Origin of the sequence: Virgibacillus sp. MG-45, from assembly GCF_036409425.1 — a bacterium.
Taxonomy (GTDB): domain Bacteria; phylum Bacillota; class Bacilli; order Bacillales; family Amphibacillaceae; genus LDC-1.
The window spans coordinates 152,607-170,116 of sequence record NZ_JAXOFU010000007.1; the positions used below are offsets into that span (position 1 = coordinate 152,607).

The window sequence follows — 17,510 nt, forward strand, 5'->3', positions numbered from 1 at the left end:
GATTTATAGTTAGCCGTTCTTTTATAGAACCTTGCTACTTTCAATTTTTTTCGCGCCATCGGCAATGCTTGCTATATAAAAGGTAGCACCATAGCCAATTTTCTTTTGATAGATGTCATTTACATGCTGTTGGAATGCTTCCTGCTGTTCTTTTTCAACGATGGCAATTGCACAGCCACCAAATCCAGCTCCTGTCATTCTAGCTCCAACAACACCTTGCTGTTTTTGTGCGGCTTCAACTAGCGTGTCGAGCTCTATACCGGTAACTTCATAATCGTCTTTTAAGGATTGATGTGACGCATTCATTAGATTTCCGAATGCTGTTAAGTTTCCTTCATGCAATGCTTCCAGTGCTTGAAGGGTACGTTGATTTTCTGTTACGGCATGACGAGCCCTTTTTCGGTTTATCTCATTGGTAATTAGCTGTTGATGGGAAAGGAAAAGCTCGTTGGTTAATTCGCCAAGGGTCTTGATTGAGAGCTGTTTTTGCAATTCCTCTAGTGCTGTTTCACATTGTTCACGGCGTTCATTGTATTTTGAACCTGCTAATGTTCGCTTTTTATTTGTATTCATAATAATAATGACATGGTTATCTAACTTAATAGGGGCATATTTATAATGGAGCGTTTGACAATCGAGAAGCAAGGCGTGATTTTTCTTGCCCATACCAATTGCAAACTGGTCCATAATCCCACTATTTACACCGATATATTGATTTTCTACCTGCTGGCCAAGCTCGATCATGGCTACACGGTCAATATTTAATGCGAAAAATTCTTCAAGTAAAACGCCAGTGACCATTTCGATGGAAGCAGAGGAAGAAAGGCCAGCGCCATTTGGAATATCCCCATAAAATAGAATATCCATCCCGGAATGGATGTCATAGCCTAATTTTTTAAACGCTAGAATCATCCCTTTAGGATAGTTGGCCCAGTCATGTTCCTTCGCATAGTCTAATCTATTTAATTGACATTCAATGATTCCTTTATCGGGGAAATTAAGCGAATAAAAGCGAAGCTTCTGATCTTGACGCATTTTTCCAACTGCATAGGTTCCAAATGATATTGCTGCAGGAAAAACATGGCCACCGTTATAGTCGGTATGCTCTCCGATTAAATTAATTCGTCCCGGTGCAAAGAAAACCTCAGGTGTTTCATTCGTTTGAAAAATAGATTTAAATTGGGTAATAAGGTCTGGTTTCATGTTAAAAACTCCTCTTTAAGTGATTTTCTTTGTTAAATTTTGTACACAGTAGATAGAATAAATTTCATAATTAGCAGCCATTACAGGACTAAGTAAATAGAAAGCTGAGTATTAATGCGTGAAAGCTAGAAGCGAAGTATCCAGCTGGAACCTGGATTGGACAACCTGCAACTATAAATATGATTCAATAACTTTATTAATTAATTTAATTAAGTCAATATTACAATGAACAATAGGTAATTTCAACACGTAAAGGGAAATAAAATGAAAGGGATTACAATAGATGACGTAAATGTGAATAGTAGCTCAACTTATCGCTTCGAAAGTAGATTTTTCATTAGGGGATAATAGGTTAATAGTGATATTGAAGTTGCAACCGTCCAACCTTTCTCGTAAGCTATAACTGTAATAGAAACAAAAATAGATTTGACGTTTTAACGACTTAGTGTTAGGATGTTAAAAGTTAATTAATTTAATTAATTAATGAATCATAACGAGGAAATAAGATAGCGTTTTCATTAAAAAGAGCATTTTTGAAAGCGGATACGAGATACATAACGTATACGAGCAAATTATTACATGATAAAAGGGAGGAGATTTATTGTGTCTTTTATAACCATTGCTTCATTTCTGTTGTTTACTGGTTTAGTTGCAATTATTTCTTATTTAAAAACACGAAAGGAAGATCTGACGACATCAGATGGTTATTTTCTTGGGGGACGTAGTTTAACAGGTTGGGTAATAGCTGGTTCATTAATGCTTACGAATCTATCAACAGAGCAGCTTGTCGGACTAAATGCAGAGGGATATGAATTCAGTATTGCATCAATGGGATGGGAAGTTGGTTCAGCATTAGCACTTGTTTTGGTAGCGTTTTATTTACTTCCACGATATTTAAAAGGTGGAATAACGACAATTCCTGATTTTCTTGAGGAACGTTTTGATCCAGGTGTGAAATTATTTGTTACGATATTATTTTTGTTCGGCTACGTCCTTAATTTAATGCCTCCCATTCTTTATACAGGTGCGGTTGCATTGCGAGAGATGTTTCATGTCCAAGATATTTTCGGAGTGGGCGATACAGCCGCTTTATGGATTACCGTATGGTTAATTGGTATTATCGGTTCAATTTATGCTATTTTTGGAGGATTGAAAGCGGTTGCGATATCTGACACGATAAATGGTATTGGTTTATTAATCGGTGGTTTGCTCATTCCTATTCTCGGACTTGCGTTTCTAGGAGATGGTTCACCAATTGCTGGCTTCCAATCGATTATTGAAAATACACCGGAAAAACTAAATGCAATCGGTGGAGATAAAGAACCATTGCCATTTTCAACGATGTTTACCGGGTTGCTTTTAGTAAACTTGTTCTATTGGGGAACTGCCCAGCATATTATGCAACGAGCAATTGCCGCAAAAAATTTAAAAGAGGGACAAAAGGGGCTATTAATTGCAGCATTTTTAAAAATGCTTGGACCACTCATTTTAATTTTGCCAGGAATTATAGCGTTCAACTTACTAGGTGATAAGCTAGCACCAATTAACGCATATACAGCACTTGTCAATCATGTATTGCCATTGCCACTTGTAGGATTTTTTGCGGCTGTCCTTTTTGGAGCAATTTTATCCTCTTTTAATTCTGGTTTAAATTCAACGGTAACGTTATTCATGTTGAATGTGTATAAGCCATACGTGAAACCGAATATATCGGACAACGTACTTATCCGGCATGGTAAAGTGTTTGGAACGTTGATTGCTATTTTTGCGATGTGTATGGCGCCATTGATTGATTTGATGCCACAAGGATTCTTTCAATATTTCCAAATGGTAAACGGTTTTTATAATGTACCGATCTTTACGATACTAATTGTTGGATACATGACAAAGCGTGTACCTGCCATTGCCGCGAAGATTGCACTGGGTGCATTCATTATAGTCTATGGAATTACACAATTATTCTGGGATACGGGAGTTCATTATCTTCATATTCTAGCAATCTTGTTTGTAGTTTGTACGGTATTTATGTTAATTATGGGTAAAGTAAAGCCAAGGGATACGGCGTTTGTTCTTGAAGATAAGAAAGCAGTGGATTTAAATCCATGGAAGCTTGCGTATCCAGTTGGTCTAGCCGCGATTGCTGTGATGATCATTATCTATGTAATCTTCTCACCGATCGGAATTGCTGTATAAAAATTAATTAAGCAAGGGAGGTGCCAAGCGATAAGGCATCTTCCTTTATAAATTTAATGTGCGTAATCATCGTTCGCTTTTAATCCTCCATTAACTAAACGCGTTTTTATGCTAGGCTATTCGAAATGCCCCTTTCTTGTGCTCTACGTTATAATGAATGATATACTGAAAAGTAAAGGTCAATCCATTCTCATCCTATGCGGTATATAGGTAACTAGAAATGATTTTCATCTCGCGCAATGCTCTATTTTAGACGTGGAAGTACATAATGTTCGGAGGAACGGCTATGCAACGTGGAACCTTTCAATTAATGAAATCTGTAAATAAATCGATTATTTTAAATAAAATACGGACAGCAGAGCCGATTTCCCGAGCTCAAATTGCCAAAGATACAAAGCTTACTCCGCCAACTGTCAGTAATATCGTGAAGGAACTAATCGATCAAGGATTAGTAGTAGAAAGCGATAGTGGACAATCGATGGGCGGTAGAAAACCAACCATGCTACATATAAATAGGACTGCTTTCTATATTGTTGGCGTTGATGCGGGCCCAGATAACATTGTTTCCATCGTTACTGACCTCTCCGGCACAATTATTAAGAGGAACGAAAAAAAGCTGCCAACACGTTTAACGAATGATACGTTTCTAACCTATTTGAAAAATAGTATTCATACAATAATCGCCGAAACACCGTTAAATCGTTCGGAAATATTAGGGATTGGCATCGGAATGCATGGGGTAGTTGATGTAGACAATGGGACGTCACTATTCGCTCCAAACCTTGGGTTAACAAATGTCCCTATTAAAGAAGCGCTTGAAGAAGAATTCGATGTTTTAATTAAAGTAGAAAACGATGCGCGTGCAATGGCACTAGGGGAAGCTTGGTTTGGTGGCCATGGTGACATAGATAGTATGGTTGCTGTAAATATTGGCCGAGGAGTTGGAGCAGGAATTGTAGTTGGTGGGAAGCTCTATCATGGCTCTCAAGACATCGCGGGAGAAATCGGTCATATGACGATTGACATGCATGGGAAGGTTTGTACGTGTGGCAATCAAGGCTGCTTGCAAACCTTTGCCACAGGCTCTGCAATTGCAGATCGTGCCCAGGAGCGCCTTCTAGAAAGTGGTGTTTCCGAAGCGATGAGGCTTACCGGTGAGAGTGTATATGCACTTGCAAAGGCGGGGAACACGATATATGAAGAAGTATTAATAGAGACAGGAGTTTATATCGGTGTTGGATTAACGAATTTAATTCATCTCGTCAATCCCAAAAAAATCGTTCTCGGCGGCGGTGTAATGAACAGTGCGCAATACATTTTGCCAAGTATAAAGCAAACGATTGCTCAACGTGCACTCACCCCGGATGCAAAGCAAACAGAGGTAGTCGTTACTACTTTAGGAGAGGATGCCACTCTACTCGGTGCTGTGTCACTATTGTTAGTAGAATTGTTTGAAAGAAAATAAAAGAGCTATTGGCTACTCTGCATTTAAGTCATTTGTAGAAACTGAAGAACCACATGAAATCAAGGATTTATACCTGAATTTTATGTGGTTCTTTTTCTATTTGTCCGCACGGAAGATCGCTGGATTATTTGAAAACACGCCATCTACTTCAAAATCTAGCAGCTGCTCATATCTTTTCGTGTCGTTCACTGTATACGGATATACCTTAAACCCATGCGCTTTACAGCTTTCAACAAATTCTTGGTCTGTATATACTTGATTTGGATGGATATTGCTTATCCGAAGTCCGCTTTGTTTAGCGTATTCCCAAGGGCGTAGCATCCGATAATAAAACAACATTCCTAATTCTAATCCAGGCTCCAAGGCTTGCACTTTTTGTAGAGCTAGATGATCGAAGGAAGAAATCAAGATATTTTCCAAGCGATTGTTTGCTCGAAGGCAATCGATAAGTATTTTTTCAATGCCATCGTAAATGACGGGAATATTTTTGATTTCAATATTAAGGATGATGTCTTTCGGGCAAAGGTCTAACACTTCCTGTAAGGTTGGCAGGGAAGTTCCTTTATACGCTGTTCCAAATGCAGCGCTGATATCGATTTGCTTTATTTCATGTAAGGTATAATCTTTTATTCGTCCTTTAACTTGGTTGTTGTAACGGGTAAACTTATGATCATGACAAATAACGAGCTGATTGTCTTTTGTAAGCTGGACATCCAGCTCGATCGCTTGTGTTCCGTGCTCTAAAGCTTTTTGAAAAGCAGGAATGGAGTTTTCAGGTGCTTCTGTTAATGAGCCGCGATGGGCGAAATTTAAAACCACTGTCAATCACCTCTTGAATTGAAAAAATAGATTGGTTTCATCATATCACAAGAAAGATATCGGGGGGCATTTGATTTTTGAGAAAGCTATGTGGAAGTCTTTTTCATTATGTGCTTAATCTGCTTATATACATTTTTTATGAGCTGCCAATTAAAACCGATAAATAATAAAATGGAAAAGAAGATACTAATCGCTAGCCATAGCTTGGAAAGAATAAAAGGCAGGGCAATGGAAATTCCAACAAGCGGAAATAAGATAGCCATATCCTTCTGAGGAAGCTCTACATGGAAAAGCTTGTTCGCCCCTTTTATTCGTAATAACCAAGTTAGCAAAAATGCACCAAATGTCGAGATGGCGATTGCGTATAATCCAAGAAGTGATATAAGAAGTAGGTTAATGACAACATTGACAAGCGCGCCGACTACAGTTGACCAAAAAATTTGGTTCGTTTGCTTGGCACCATGAAAACCAGCAGCCCAGAATAATGAAAAAGCATGAAATACCGTTCCGAGCATAAGAAAGCCGATATATTTCCATGCATCAAAATAGGAACTAGAAACAGCGATTGCTAATAGTGGTTTGGCAACAAGTGTTAGACAGATAACTGAGGTGATGATTAGTCTGAAGAATTGCTTGAATACATCTGAATAATAATCATCTTTATTCGTAGTATGGAAGGTAACAATCGCACTATCCTTCCAAGCAAGAGAGAAAACAGAATTAATTAAGAGGAGCATTGCTGGAATTTTATTAGCAACAGCATATAATCCATTCATCTCCATGCCGAGAAATGCGCTGATAAAGTAACGATCAGACATCGTTAAAATCCACCAGCTCGCAGCACCTGGAATAATAGGCATCGAATAAGCTAAAAAGTGTTTTAACAGTCCTTTTGAATAAACGGATAAAGAAACATACCGCTCCATTTTCATCTGTTTCCAAAAAACAAGACTCCCCACGAATCCAGAAATCATAGCCGCATAGAAAAAAGCCTCCACGCGAAGCTGGAGAACGAACATAAAGAAAAGCATACATAGGAGTGTAATCCCCATCTGAATGATGCCCATCATTGCAAACAGCTTGTTATATCGTAATCCCCTCGCACATTGTTGCATAAAGCTGTTTACAATAAGAATGTTAATAAAACCAAGTGCAGGCCAAGCGTACGGAAAGGAATAAAAGCTGAAAAACACAATCGCAAGCACATTAAACATAATCGTATTACGTATAATGGCAAGTATGCCTGTTGTAATTATTTCTGCTCGCTTCGATTCGCAATTTTCTTCTAAAAGCCAGCGATATACAGCAGCTACAAGCTCAAATGTAATAAATGGGGTTATTAAAGCTCCAGTCGTTGCAGCAACATCCCAAAGACCGAATTCGGCTGGTGAGAAATAGCGTGTATAGATTGGGAGCATAAGAATCCCTAAGACTCCTGTGCCAAGCTTAGCAAATCCGTAAATGAATGTATTCTTAAACAAATTATTCATCGCTTTTCGATTCCTTTGTCAATATCATGTTTCTGTTTTCAATAACAATTTATCAAGCTCCTGAAAGTGCTGTGGAGCACTGTTAGCTTGTTTTTGAATAGATAACGTATTTGTTTCCATACTAGAAGTGACTTCCCTAGAATCAAGCGCTGCTATTTGCTGGAGAAGGGCAAATGTGCCATTGTATTGAGCATCCTCCATGACATGTATCATTTTCTGGCTATATACGATTGGAAAGACAGGTTTCTCGTACACCCAACCAAGGATCATCGCGTGAAATCGGGTTGCAATAACATAGCAGGATTGCGCAATGATATGTAAGGTTTCTTCCATATTATGCTGGTAAAAATGCGTTGAAATGGAAGATCGTTTCGCTGCTGGAATAAGGTTTAGAATCTGCTTCACGGCATCTTCATCTCCTTCAAATGCACAAAAAGATGTAAGTGTAATCTGATAGCCTTCTTGAATTAGTGCAAGTGCAATATCGCGAATTTTTTCATAATACGGCTCATCATAAGCAGCAAACTCCTTTCGTGTAGATGGTTTTATAACAGATATAAACACATTATTTGTTGTTGATTGTATGCGTTCAGGTTTAAGTTGAAATACAATGTCATCCGCCTTGCGAACATTCGGAAGCGCTTGAAACAGCCGGTAGGAATGTTCTTCTCGAAAGCAAATGTCTGTATAAGCTGCGAACAATCGCTTGTAAGCATTATAAAAGGCTGGATCATCATAAGGTCCAAAGTTAGCTCCGAGTAGATAATAAGGTTTTTCCTTTATATGCATTTTCCTCCTCATAGCAAGTTCTTTTTTCCAGCCAACTCGTTGAATAAATAACGAACCACCAATTTGAACGATCCCATCGCATCGTTTTGACAACGCAATTGGCTTTGAGAAAGGGAGCTTTAGCGCTCTCCCTAGTAATCGTTTTCCTTTCTCAAAAGGTGTATCACTCGGGTAAACGGTTAAATTAATACATTGCTTAAATAGAAGTTCATATTTCTTTGGGGCATATAAAAGAAATTGAACGCTCGGATACCGTTCACATAACAGCTTTATAAATAAATCATCGCCAAGGTTAAATTGCGTATAGGCATAAATCATTATTTTTTTCATTGCAGGTTTCCTTTACTATTTTTTTCTTCTTTCAAATTCAATCTTTTTAAGAGATAGAATAACGGAAGCATTCTTGATTTTAGAAAATGCTTTGCTTTAAAAAAGACATAAATCCCTTGAGTAGAATGCTTGCGTATAAAGAATTTCATGAGACGGGCTTGAACACCACCCGAATAATAGCGCAGTTTATCTTCCGGAATTTCTTCGAGAATGTTAGTTATTTGAGCTTTCTTTTCTTCCGTAGAATAGTTGGATGCAGGATGGAACACATTATTTAAGCATTTCACAATACTATTCATATAAGATTGTTCAACATATTTTTTATTTGCTCCATGAAAAACTTGGTGCTCGATTAAAAATTGTTTTACACACGAGTATAAATACTTTTGGTTGTCCATAAGGCTGTTGTTAAAGCTACGAGACAATGTATCATCCTGAGAGATAACATAGTTATATAAGGGCTTGCTAATAAGGTACATAGCTTCACAGGTACGGATATAATCGAGATTAAACAATAAATCCTCTCCACGCTGGAGCCCTTTTTGAAATTGAATAGCAGAAGATTTTAAATTACGCGTTTGATAAAGCTTGTTGCAAGGGGAATGCAGTAACAGTTTGGTGTACAACATGCCAAATTGTTGTAAAAATTCTGCTTTAGAAAAGCTTCCATCTAAAGGTGGAATATAATTGGTATGCATCAATGACCGTTTTCCTTTTTGTAATGAGCGATATCCACAAATAACAAAAGGCGTATCACTGCTTATATGCTTGATTAGTGTTTCTGTCATGTCTCGATCGATATAATCATCTGCATCTACAAATTGAATATAATCGCCTGACGCTTTTTTTATACCATTATTTCTAGCTGTTGATGGACCAGCATTGGCTTGATGAATGACAATGACGCGTGGATCTAAGCGTGAGAAAGAGTAACAAATTTTCAAGCTGTTATCAGTAGAGCCATCATCAACTAAAATGATTTCAATATGTGGATAGGTTTGCTGTAGAATACTTGTTATGCAATGTGTTAGCTGCTGTTCAGCGTTATACACTGGAACGATAATACTAACTAGCTTATTTGGTTGCATGACTTCACCTTTCTTTCTCTCGGGAAGCTAATAATGGTTTCATCTTAACAGTTATTGACAAGCTAGCAATATTTATTCAAAAGCAGAAAAAGGAATGATTTTATTTTTTTAGGGAAATATTAAGGCAATGTAAATTTTATTGGAGAATTTTCGTTCTAACCTTTATAATGAAGAAAGAGAAATGAAAGTTCCTGTTTTGTTGATTGGAATGGCTTTTATAATGAGGTGGCCAAATTGATTAATATTATCGTGTTAGCATTTTTATCATTTATAACATCCTATTTCTTAACACCGGTGTTAATTAAACATAGTAAAAAATTTCATTTATTAGATAAACCGAATTACCGAAAAGTGCATAAAGAACCGATCCCAACCGCTGGTGGACTAATCATTTTTATTAGCTTTTTAGTCGGCCTTTTTGTGCTTCAACCATATAATGATTACCATATTGCCATTATTTGTGGTGCTGTACTCATTATTATTTTAGGGATTTTTGATGATCTATATACGCTGTCACCAAAGGTTAAATTTGCGGTACAGTTTTTAGCTGCCGGACTTGTCGTATATTGGGCTGGCTTGCAGGTTGAGTTTATTAATTTACCGTTCGGTGGGCAAGTGGAGTTTGGTTTTCTAAGCTCCTTAATTACATTAATATGGATTGTTGGAATTACGAATGCAATCAACCTTATTGACGGCTTGGACGGGCTGGCGGCAGGCGTTTCTTCCATTGCGCTTTTTACGATTTCGATTATGGCTATTATCATGGGAGAGGTTTATGTAGCGACAATTGCCATCATTCTCTTTTTCAGTACACTTGGCTTTTTGCGTTATAACTTTTTTCCTGCAAAAATATTTATGGGTGATACAGGAGCATTGTTTTTAGGGTATATGATTTCCGTATTAGCGTTGCTCGGATTTAAAAATGTAACGATCATTTCATTCGTTATTCCTATCTTTATTTTAGGGGTACCGATTTCCGATACATTAATTGCGATGGTCCGTCGCTTTATTAATAAGCAGCCTATGTCCAGTCCAGATAGCGCTCACTTGCATCACCGCTTAATTAAATTTGGATTTACACATAAGCAAACGGTATTATTTATTTATGGATTAAGTACGATGTTTAGCTTAGCAGCGATTCTCTTTTCGATGACAACGGTTTGGGGCTCTGTATTAATTTTCGTTATTGCAATGCTTGTCATTCAAGTATTAATTGAGAATCTAGAGCTCATTAATAGTAACTATAAGCCGCTAACGAATTTTGTTAAGGGGCTACGACATAAGCAATAAAAAGAAAAACCTTTTAGCATGGATGCTGAAAGGTTTTTTGCTGTAATAGGGGAGGTCTAGAGAAATAAATGATCCATGCTTCCGTGGGAAACATGGATCATTTTGTATTAATGTCTTAATTTGGGCTTGCATGCTCTGTTGTACTAGCATCATTAGGAGTTGCAATAGATTTTACATCTAGATGCTGCTGTAGGAGTTCTTTAGTTTCTACAAGCTTTTCTTCGTCTAACTTCCAGAAATACATGCGCTTTGGATTATATACCCAGTAGTCCTCTCCTTCAAGAGAGTATGAGTCGATTTTTAGATTTTTACCACTTGTGCCATAAGAGATAAAGCTCTTCATGTCACTAAAGCTCATATTCGTTGTCATATTACTTCCAACTGCTTCCATCACGTCATCAATTTTTAAGATGGAGTTCATCGAAACCGCTTTTTTAACAATTGCTTTTATGATTTCCTGCTGTCTTTTTCCGCGCTCAATATCGTTATCGAGCTTACGTGTACGTGCTAGAGCGAGTGCTTCCTCTCCATCAAGTTGCTGTTCTCCAGGCAAAAGATGAATAGCTCCTGCCACATCATTGGAATCCTGTTCTCTAAATTCATATGGTACATCCACTTTAATACCATCAATTGCATCGACGACATCAATAAAAGCATTAAAGTTCACCTTTACCCAGTAATCAATCGGAATATTTAACAAATTTTCTACCGTTTCAACAGCAGCTGTAGTCCCACCTTTACTATGGGCGTGATTAATCCTTGTTTCACTGCCATCAAAAGGAATGTAGACAAGTGAGTCACGAGGTATACTAAGCAATTTCACGCTTTTTTCTTTTATATTTAGTGTTGCTACCATCATTGTGTCTGTTCTTGAATTGTCCGCATTATTACGGATGTCACTCGCATCAACACCCATGATCAAAACGGACACATTATCATCACTTGGATTGACCACCTTGTCACGAAGCTCTGATTTTTCTCTTCCATCATCTTGATAGGATTTTGAAAAAACGGAGTCTGCCGTTATATATAGGTAAGTGAAATAGGAAAAAGCGGATAAAAAAACGAGAAGCGGAACGGCGATAAAAAATATTCTTTTTCTAAGCTTACGTTTTTTAACACGTCTCACAATCCGTGAATTTGACGTTGGTTGTTTATACATTATAAATTCTCCCTTTGTGTATAGGTATTTCTAGTCTCTGCTTTATTGGCAGTGTTATCATTATTTTCACATAGAAATTTTTGCCCGATAATGGTATCATGTATCATGATAAAATAATAGATTGCTAATGTTAAGCGAATGTAAAGCTAACCTTTATTTTACTATGAATTCAGTTTTTCGTAAATTGCTTTTTTATTACATCTATAATAATTAGACGTTACAATTGTCGACAAACCTAAAAAAACGTAGTGTAAAATATTGGATGTGGGGAGTTTTACGATGACCATTGATAAAGCAGAGAGGTTACATGAAATGAAGCATCATGAAACAGTTTCCATTATGGATATACAATTTATAAATATGACAAAAAAGGACTTTCTTCATCATCAGCTGTATCCACGTTTAAATCGACAGCAAAAGTGCTTTGTTGTGACAGCAAATCCAGAAATTGTCATGCAAGGAAGAGCACAACGTTCTTATAAAGAAGTGCTCCAGTCAGCGGATTTTGTTACGCCAGATGGAGCGGGGATATTACTTGCTGCCAAGTATTTAAAGCAGCCATTACAAGAAAGAATTGCTGGCTATGATTTAATGCTTGACTTATTAAATTTTGCGCATGTACAAGGGTTACGCTGTTATTTTCTTGGAGGAAAGGACTATATAAATGAAAAAATGGTCCTTGAGGTAGAAAAGCAATTCCCTAATATTACTATAGTCGGACATCAGCACGGATATACAGACATAAATGATCCAATGTTAATTGATGATATGCGTAAAGCGGCTCCGGATTTAGTATTCGTTGCTTTAGGAATGCCTAGACAGGAGCAATGGATTGCTCATCATATCGATGCTTTTCAAAAAGGATTGTTTATAGGGGTCGGAGGGAGCTTCGATACCTTCGTTGGAGAAGTAAAGCGTGCACCACAGAAATGGATTAATTTAAATTTAGAGTGGTTATACCGCATTATTAAACAGCCTTTCCGTATAAAAAGAATTGGCAAGGCGTTTGAATTTATTTTTCGAATCCTGTTAAAAAAGAGCTAATAGCTAATAAGCCTTATGAAAAAAGTGAATTTTTTCGTAAGGCTTTTTTAAATGGAAATGGAAAAAGTCTCTCTTTGTTAGTGTATTCGAATAGAAGTATGAAATGGTGGCAGGTTTTTAACTGCTTCAGCTGGTATTAAACGATATGAGAGAATATGAAGCGCCCCTTTTTTTCGCCCACCTTCGATATTAGCAGTGAAAGGAGGTGGGGGAGATGGCAGTAGCAGATATGACGAATTCGCAGTTGCGTCTTGTTCTATATGATGGAGACGACGCCATCACAGGGAAGCCGATTTATAAGGCAAAGTCGTTCAACAATGTGAATTTTGCTGCGACAGCAAATCAATTGTATGCTGTTGCAACGGCAATTGCTGGCTTACAGCAACGCCCGCTCTACAGAATTGAACGAAAAGACAGCTCGGACATTCGTCAAGCATAAGAAGCACGTTTTAAAAAAGGGATGATGGGAGGGAGAATGAGATGAAAAAGTTGGAGCTTAAGTTTGAGAATGCGGAAGGAAAGACAGTCACCTATGCATTAGATAAACCACTAGAGCCTGTGGATCCTACAGAGGTTTCACGAGTAATGGACGAGATCATTACACAAGGAGCATTTACATCGAAGGGTGGAAACCTCGTTGCTAAGAAAAGTGCTCGTGTAGTTGAGCATATTGTAGAAGAAATTCAATTAGTATAACGATCACCATGTTATGATTCTGATGTGAACAAGACCAGCTCATAAAGCTGGTCTGTTTTTTCAACGAAGGAGGGAAATGGAATGGACGCTTGGATAAAATTCATAACTGAGGTTGGCTTTCCAATCGTAGTAACCTTTTATCTACTCCATCGAATTGAAAGTAAATTAAACTTGTTAATCGAATCGATCCATACGTTACCCGAAAAACTAAAATGATTAACTAAGAAGCTTCGAGTGATCGGAGTTTCTTTTTGCGTTTGAAAGGTACTTTTATTTAAGGAAAGTAATAACAGGATAAATTACATTTGCTGTGGGAACTTAAAGAAGCGAAAAGCGAAATGAGGGATGTAAAATTTGAAACGTATTCTAATAAGCGTTCATTCATGGCAAGAAAAGGAAGCAATATATTAAAAAAAGGGTTGAAAAATGAAATGTCCAGTAAGTTGCTCGATAAACGTTAAAAGTTTGCTCAATATTTCACAATCTATCCATGGTATATGTCGGCTAGGAGAATTACAATATAAGTGTACTAAGAAATGCATTTTGAAAGGAGATCTTATCCATGCCTAAAACTATTTTTAAAGCAGCAGCATATTTACAGGAAGGTGTAAAAGTAAAGGTGAAATCAAGAAATTTTGAAATAACAGTAGATGAACCGGAAAGCCTCGGTGGAACTGATACAGGAATGAATCCAGTAGAATTAGTGCTCGGTGCATTAGGTGCATGTCAGGCAATTGTTGCTGGTGCGTTTGCAAGAAAATTTAAAATGGAATTCACCAACTTCTGGGTTGAAGTAGAAGGCGATCTTGATACAGATGGATTTTTACAAATAGCAGATGTACGAAAAGGGTATAGTGACATTCGTTACAATATTCATATCGAAACGGATGCACCCAGAGAAAAAGTAGAAGAATTTGTGGCATTTATTGAAGATACTTGTCCAGTAGGTGATACATTAGCAAATACTGTAAATTTAAAGCTAAATAAAATCATTATTGAAAATGAATAACTTTCTTTAAACGATAGTATACAAAAGCTCCTATTCTTAATGTTGAATAGGAGCTTTTTTGTTGTAGATGATAAAAAAGTCATCAATTAAAAATACTTCGGGGAAATGGATTCAAGCGGCGTTCCGCTACGCAATTGTTTCTTTACTACTAACTTCCCACTAAAGCAAAAGCATTATGTTAAAAGCAGAAAAAATAAACAGACATAAAACCTGTCCTAAGTCGAATATCATATGACAACGAACTTTATTTTAAATGAAGGATTGCATGGTAAGAAAAAAGGGTAGTTACAAAAAGGGGTGGAGAATCATGATGTGTTTTATTTTTTAGAAAAGGTTGTAGGTATTTATGCATACTTGAAAATAAGAAAATATAGGGGTGAAGGATATGTCTGAATTTTTAGCAGAAATGATTGGGACGATGGTGCTAATTATTTTCGGAGCGGGTGTTGTTGCTGGTGTTGTATTAAAAAATTCAAAAGCAGAGGGTGCTGGATGGGTCGTCATAACAATTGGCTGGGGACTTGCAGTAGCAATGGGCGTATATGCGGTAGGAAGTATATCAGGTGCCCATATCAATCCAGCAGTAACAATCGGATTTGCTGTTGCAGGTGAATTCCCTTGGGAGAAGGTGCCATTGTATATCGTGGCACAAATGATTGGGGCGATGCTTGGCGCAGGGATTGCTTTCATCAACTACTTACCACACTGGAAAAAAACAAAGGACAAAGCGGCTAAGCTTGCAGTATTTTCAACAGCTCCAGCAGTTCGAAGTCCCTTTTCAAACTTTATTAGTGAGATGGTAGGGACATTTGTCTTATTAATGGGGCTCATGTTTATTGGAGCAAATGAATTTACCGAAGGATTAAATCCACTCATTGTTGGTTTGCTCATCGTCGCAATCGGTATGTCATTAGGTGGTGCAACAGGATATGCAATCAATCCAGCGCGTGATCTAGGACCAAGAATTGCACACGCACTACTTCCTATTCCAGGAAAAGGGGATTCAGACTGGGGCTATGCTTGGATACCAGTTGTTGGACCAATTTTTGGAGGGATTTATGGTGCGTTATTTTATCAAGCTTTATTTTTAGGTAACTTTTCTGCGCTTTTTTGGATAATGAGTGCATTAACAGCCATTGTAATCGTTGGTGCAGTGAATGCAGAATTGAAAAAGGGACGCTCTTTCGCAAATGACGTAGAACAAAAGCTAAGCTAGGTTGGACAACGCTGTTTTAGCAACGAAAAAAAGCAAACGGTTACAAAGATAAGGTATTTTTCGGTAGAATATGTTTATATAAAAAATGAAGACAAACAAAACATCGTTGAGCGATTAAAAAAGTCATACGCAGATATATTAGAAAATAGGAGGAGATTCTATGGAACAGCAATATATTATGGCGCTCGATCAAGGAACTACGAGTTCTAGAGCCATTTTGTTTAATCATGCAGGAGAAATAGTCGAAACTGCCCAAAGGGAGTTTGAGCAGTTTTTTCCAAAGCCAGGCTGGGTAGAGCATGATGCGAATGAAATATGGACATCGGTACTAGCGTGTATATCTGAGGTGCTACGAAAGGCAGATGTTGAGCCAACACAGGTGGCTGGTATTGGTATAACGAATCAGCGGGAAACGACGGTTGTTTGGGATCGACAAACAGGAAAGCCAATCTATAAGGCGATTGTTTGGCAGTCAAGACAAACCGCGCCGATTTGTAATGAGTTAAAGGAACAAGGATATAATGACTTGTTTCGTGAAAAGACGGGCCTGTTAATCGATGCGTATTTCTCCGGGACGAAGGTGAAATGGATTTTAGATAATGTTGATGGAGCACGCGAAAAAGCGAATAATGGCGATCTCATGTTTGGAACGATTGACACGTGGCTCGTTTACAAGCTTTCAGGAGGAAAGGAGCATGTTACAGATTACTCTAATGCTTCGCGAACACTGATGTTTAATATTTATGACCTTAAATGGGACGAGGAGCTGTTAGATATTCTTGGTGTGCCAATGAGTATGCTTCCTGAAGTTCGCCAGTCATCAGAGGTATATGCGAAAACAGTGAATTATCACTTTTTCGGTCACGAGGTTCCAATCGCAGGTATTGCTGGTGATCAGCAGGCAGCATTGTTCGGGCAAGCCTGTTTTGAAAAAGGCATGGCAAAAAACACTTATGGAACAGGCTGCTTTATGCTCATGAATACAGGTGACAAAGGTGTTTCATCCGAGCATGGCCTACTAACGACACTTGCCTGGGGTGTAGACGGCAAGGTGGAATATGCATTAGAAGGAAGTATTTTTGTTGCAGGTTCAGCTATTCAATGGTTGCGTGATGGCTTGAAGCTGATCAATAGTTCACCGGAGAGTGAAGCTTTCGCTAACAGCGTAGATTCAACGGATGGGGTTTACATGGTACCAGCATTTGTCGGTCTTGGAACGCCATATTGGGATAGTGATGCCCGTGGTGCTGTATTTGGCTTGACACGAGGGACGACAAAAGCCCATTTTATCCGCGCGACATTAGAATCACTTGCCTACCAGACAAAAGACGTCCTTGATGCGATGATCGCTGACTCTGGAATCCATTTAAAAAAGCTCCGCGTAGATGGCGGTGCGGTAAAAAATAATCTACTCATGCAATTTCAAAGTGATATGCTCGGTGTGCCTGTTGAACGCCCCGTAGTTCAAGAAACAACTGCTTTAGGAGCGGCATATTTAGCAGGCCTTGCAGTAGGATATTGGCAGGATAAAGAAGAAATCGCCAAGCAATGGAAGGTCGACCAGGTCTTTGAAAATACGATGGAAACAGCTCAAGTAGAAGAATTGTACGGCGGCTGGCAAAAAGCAGTTGCAGCAACACGCTCATTTAAATAAAGACTAACGTGCGTGGACGCAGATCAAGTGGGATAAACGACACAACGAGCTGGAACAAGGTG

General features: G+C 38.1%; 16 protein-coding genes. 10 read left to right on the plus strand and 6 right to left on the minus strand.

The window, feature by feature from the left end:
• Positions 1–21: 21 nt before the first annotated feature.
• Complete coding sequence (locus tag SPK86_RS09540; protein ID WP_330949209.1) at positions 22–1,203, minus strand: galactokinase; 1,182 nt, start codon at positions 1,201–1,203, stop codon at positions 22–24.
• Positions 1,204–1,806: 603 nt separating this feature from the next.
• On the opposite strand from SPK86_RS09540, the gene SPK86_RS09545 reads away from it, so the two are divergent.
• On the plus strand, positions 1,807–3,396 hold the full coding sequence (locus SPK86_RS09545; RefSeq protein WP_330949210.1) for a solute:sodium symporter family transporter: 1,590 nt from the start codon (positions 1,807–1,809) through the stop codon (positions 3,394–3,396).
• Positions 3,397–3,682: 286 nt separating this feature from the next.
• Positions 3,683–4,861, plus strand: coding sequence for an ROK family transcriptional regulator (locus SPK86_RS09550; RefSeq protein ID WP_330949211.1), 1,179 nt, complete (start codon positions 3,683–3,685; stop codon positions 4,859–4,861).
• A 96-nt stretch (positions 4,862–4,957) separates the two neighbouring features.
• Here SPK86_RS09550 and SPK86_RS09555 read toward each other — a convergent pair whose 3' ends face one another.
• The 4 genes from SPK86_RS09555 to SPK86_RS09570 form a co-directional block, all read right to left on the minus strand.
• Positions 4,958–5,680 carry a glycerophosphodiester phosphodiesterase gene (locus SPK86_RS09555; RefSeq protein WP_330949212.1) on the minus strand — a complete coding sequence of 241 codons (723 nt, stop codon included), beginning with the start codon at positions 5,678–5,680 and terminating at the stop codon, positions 4,958–4,960.
• Positions 5,681–5,766: 86 nt separating this feature from the next.
• On the minus strand, positions 5,767–7,170 hold the full coding sequence (locus tag SPK86_RS09560; protein WP_330949213.1) for a lipopolysaccharide biosynthesis protein: 1,404 nt from the start codon (positions 7,168–7,170) through the stop codon (positions 5,767–5,769).
• A gap of 24 nt (positions 7,171–7,194) precedes the next feature.
• Positions 7,195–8,289, minus strand: coding sequence for a polysaccharide pyruvyl transferase family protein (locus SPK86_RS09565; protein ID WP_330949214.1), 1,095 nt, complete (start codon positions 8,287–8,289; stop codon positions 7,195–7,197).
• A complete protein-coding gene (locus SPK86_RS09570) occupies positions 8,286–9,377 on the minus strand; it encodes a glycosyltransferase family 2 protein (RefSeq protein ID WP_330949215.1) in 1,092 nt (363 codons plus the stop codon). Before SPK86_RS09570 ends, SPK86_RS09565 begins: the two co-directional genes overlap by 4 nt.
• A gap of 234 nt (positions 9,378–9,611) precedes the next feature.
• Here SPK86_RS09570 and SPK86_RS09575 point away from each other — a divergent pair, with 234 nt between their 5' ends.
• Positions 9,612–10,667 (plus strand): glycosyltransferase family 4 protein, encoded by a 1,056-nt coding sequence (locus tag SPK86_RS09575; protein ID WP_443089771.1) that lies wholly within the window; start codon positions 9,612–9,614, stop codon positions 10,665–10,667.
• A 115-nt stretch (positions 10,668–10,782) separates the two neighbouring features.
• Here SPK86_RS09575 and SPK86_RS09580 read toward each other — a convergent pair whose 3' ends face one another.
• Positions 10,783–11,829: an LCP family protein gene (locus tag SPK86_RS09580; protein WP_330949216.1), complete on the minus strand. Its 1,047-nt coding sequence runs from the start codon at positions 11,827–11,829 to the stop codon at positions 10,783–10,785.
• A 279-nt stretch (positions 11,830–12,108) separates the two neighbouring features.
• Between SPK86_RS09580 and SPK86_RS09585 the strand changes: the two genes are divergently transcribed.
• The 7 genes from SPK86_RS09585 (at position 12,109) to glpK (ending at position 17,448) form a co-directional block, all read left to right on the plus strand.
• Complete coding sequence (locus tag SPK86_RS09585; RefSeq protein ID WP_330949217.1) at positions 12,109–12,873, plus strand: WecB/TagA/CpsF family glycosyltransferase; 765 nt, start codon at positions 12,109–12,111, stop codon at positions 12,871–12,873.
• A gap of 214 nt (positions 12,874–13,087) precedes the next feature.
• Positions 13,088–13,312, plus strand: a complete 225-nt coding sequence (locus SPK86_RS09590) for a DUF1659 domain-containing protein (RefSeq protein WP_330949218.1) — start codon at positions 13,088–13,090, stop codon at positions 13,310–13,312.
• Between the two features lie 41 nt (positions 13,313–13,353).
• Positions 13,354–13,569 (plus strand): DUF2922 domain-containing protein, encoded by a 216-nt coding sequence (locus SPK86_RS09595; protein ID WP_284139023.1) that lies wholly within the window; start codon positions 13,354–13,356, stop codon positions 13,567–13,569.
• A gap of 81 nt (positions 13,570–13,650) precedes the next feature.
• Positions 13,651–13,785, plus strand: coding sequence for a YvrJ family protein (locus SPK86_RS09600; protein ID WP_284139024.1), 135 nt, complete (start codon positions 13,651–13,653; stop codon positions 13,783–13,785).
• A gap of 346 nt (positions 13,786–14,131) precedes the next feature.
• Positions 14,132–14,578 carry an OsmC family protein gene (locus SPK86_RS09605; RefSeq protein WP_284139025.1) on the plus strand — a complete coding sequence of 149 codons (447 nt, stop codon included), beginning with the start codon at positions 14,132–14,134 and terminating at the stop codon, positions 14,576–14,578.
• A 385-nt stretch (positions 14,579–14,963) separates the two neighbouring features.
• On the plus strand, positions 14,964–15,794 hold the full coding sequence (locus tag SPK86_RS09610) for an MIP/aquaporin family protein (RefSeq protein ID WP_284139026.1): 831 nt from the start codon (positions 14,964–14,966) through the stop codon (positions 15,792–15,794).
• A 160-nt stretch (positions 15,795–15,954) separates the two neighbouring features.
• The gene (gene glpK, locus SPK86_RS09615; RefSeq protein ID WP_284139027.1) at positions 15,955–17,448 is read left to right on the plus strand and encodes a glycerol kinase GlpK; all 1,494 of its coding nucleotides are present in this window, start codon (positions 15,955–15,957) and stop codon (positions 17,446–17,448) included.
• Positions 17,449–17,510 lie beyond the last annotated feature (62 nt).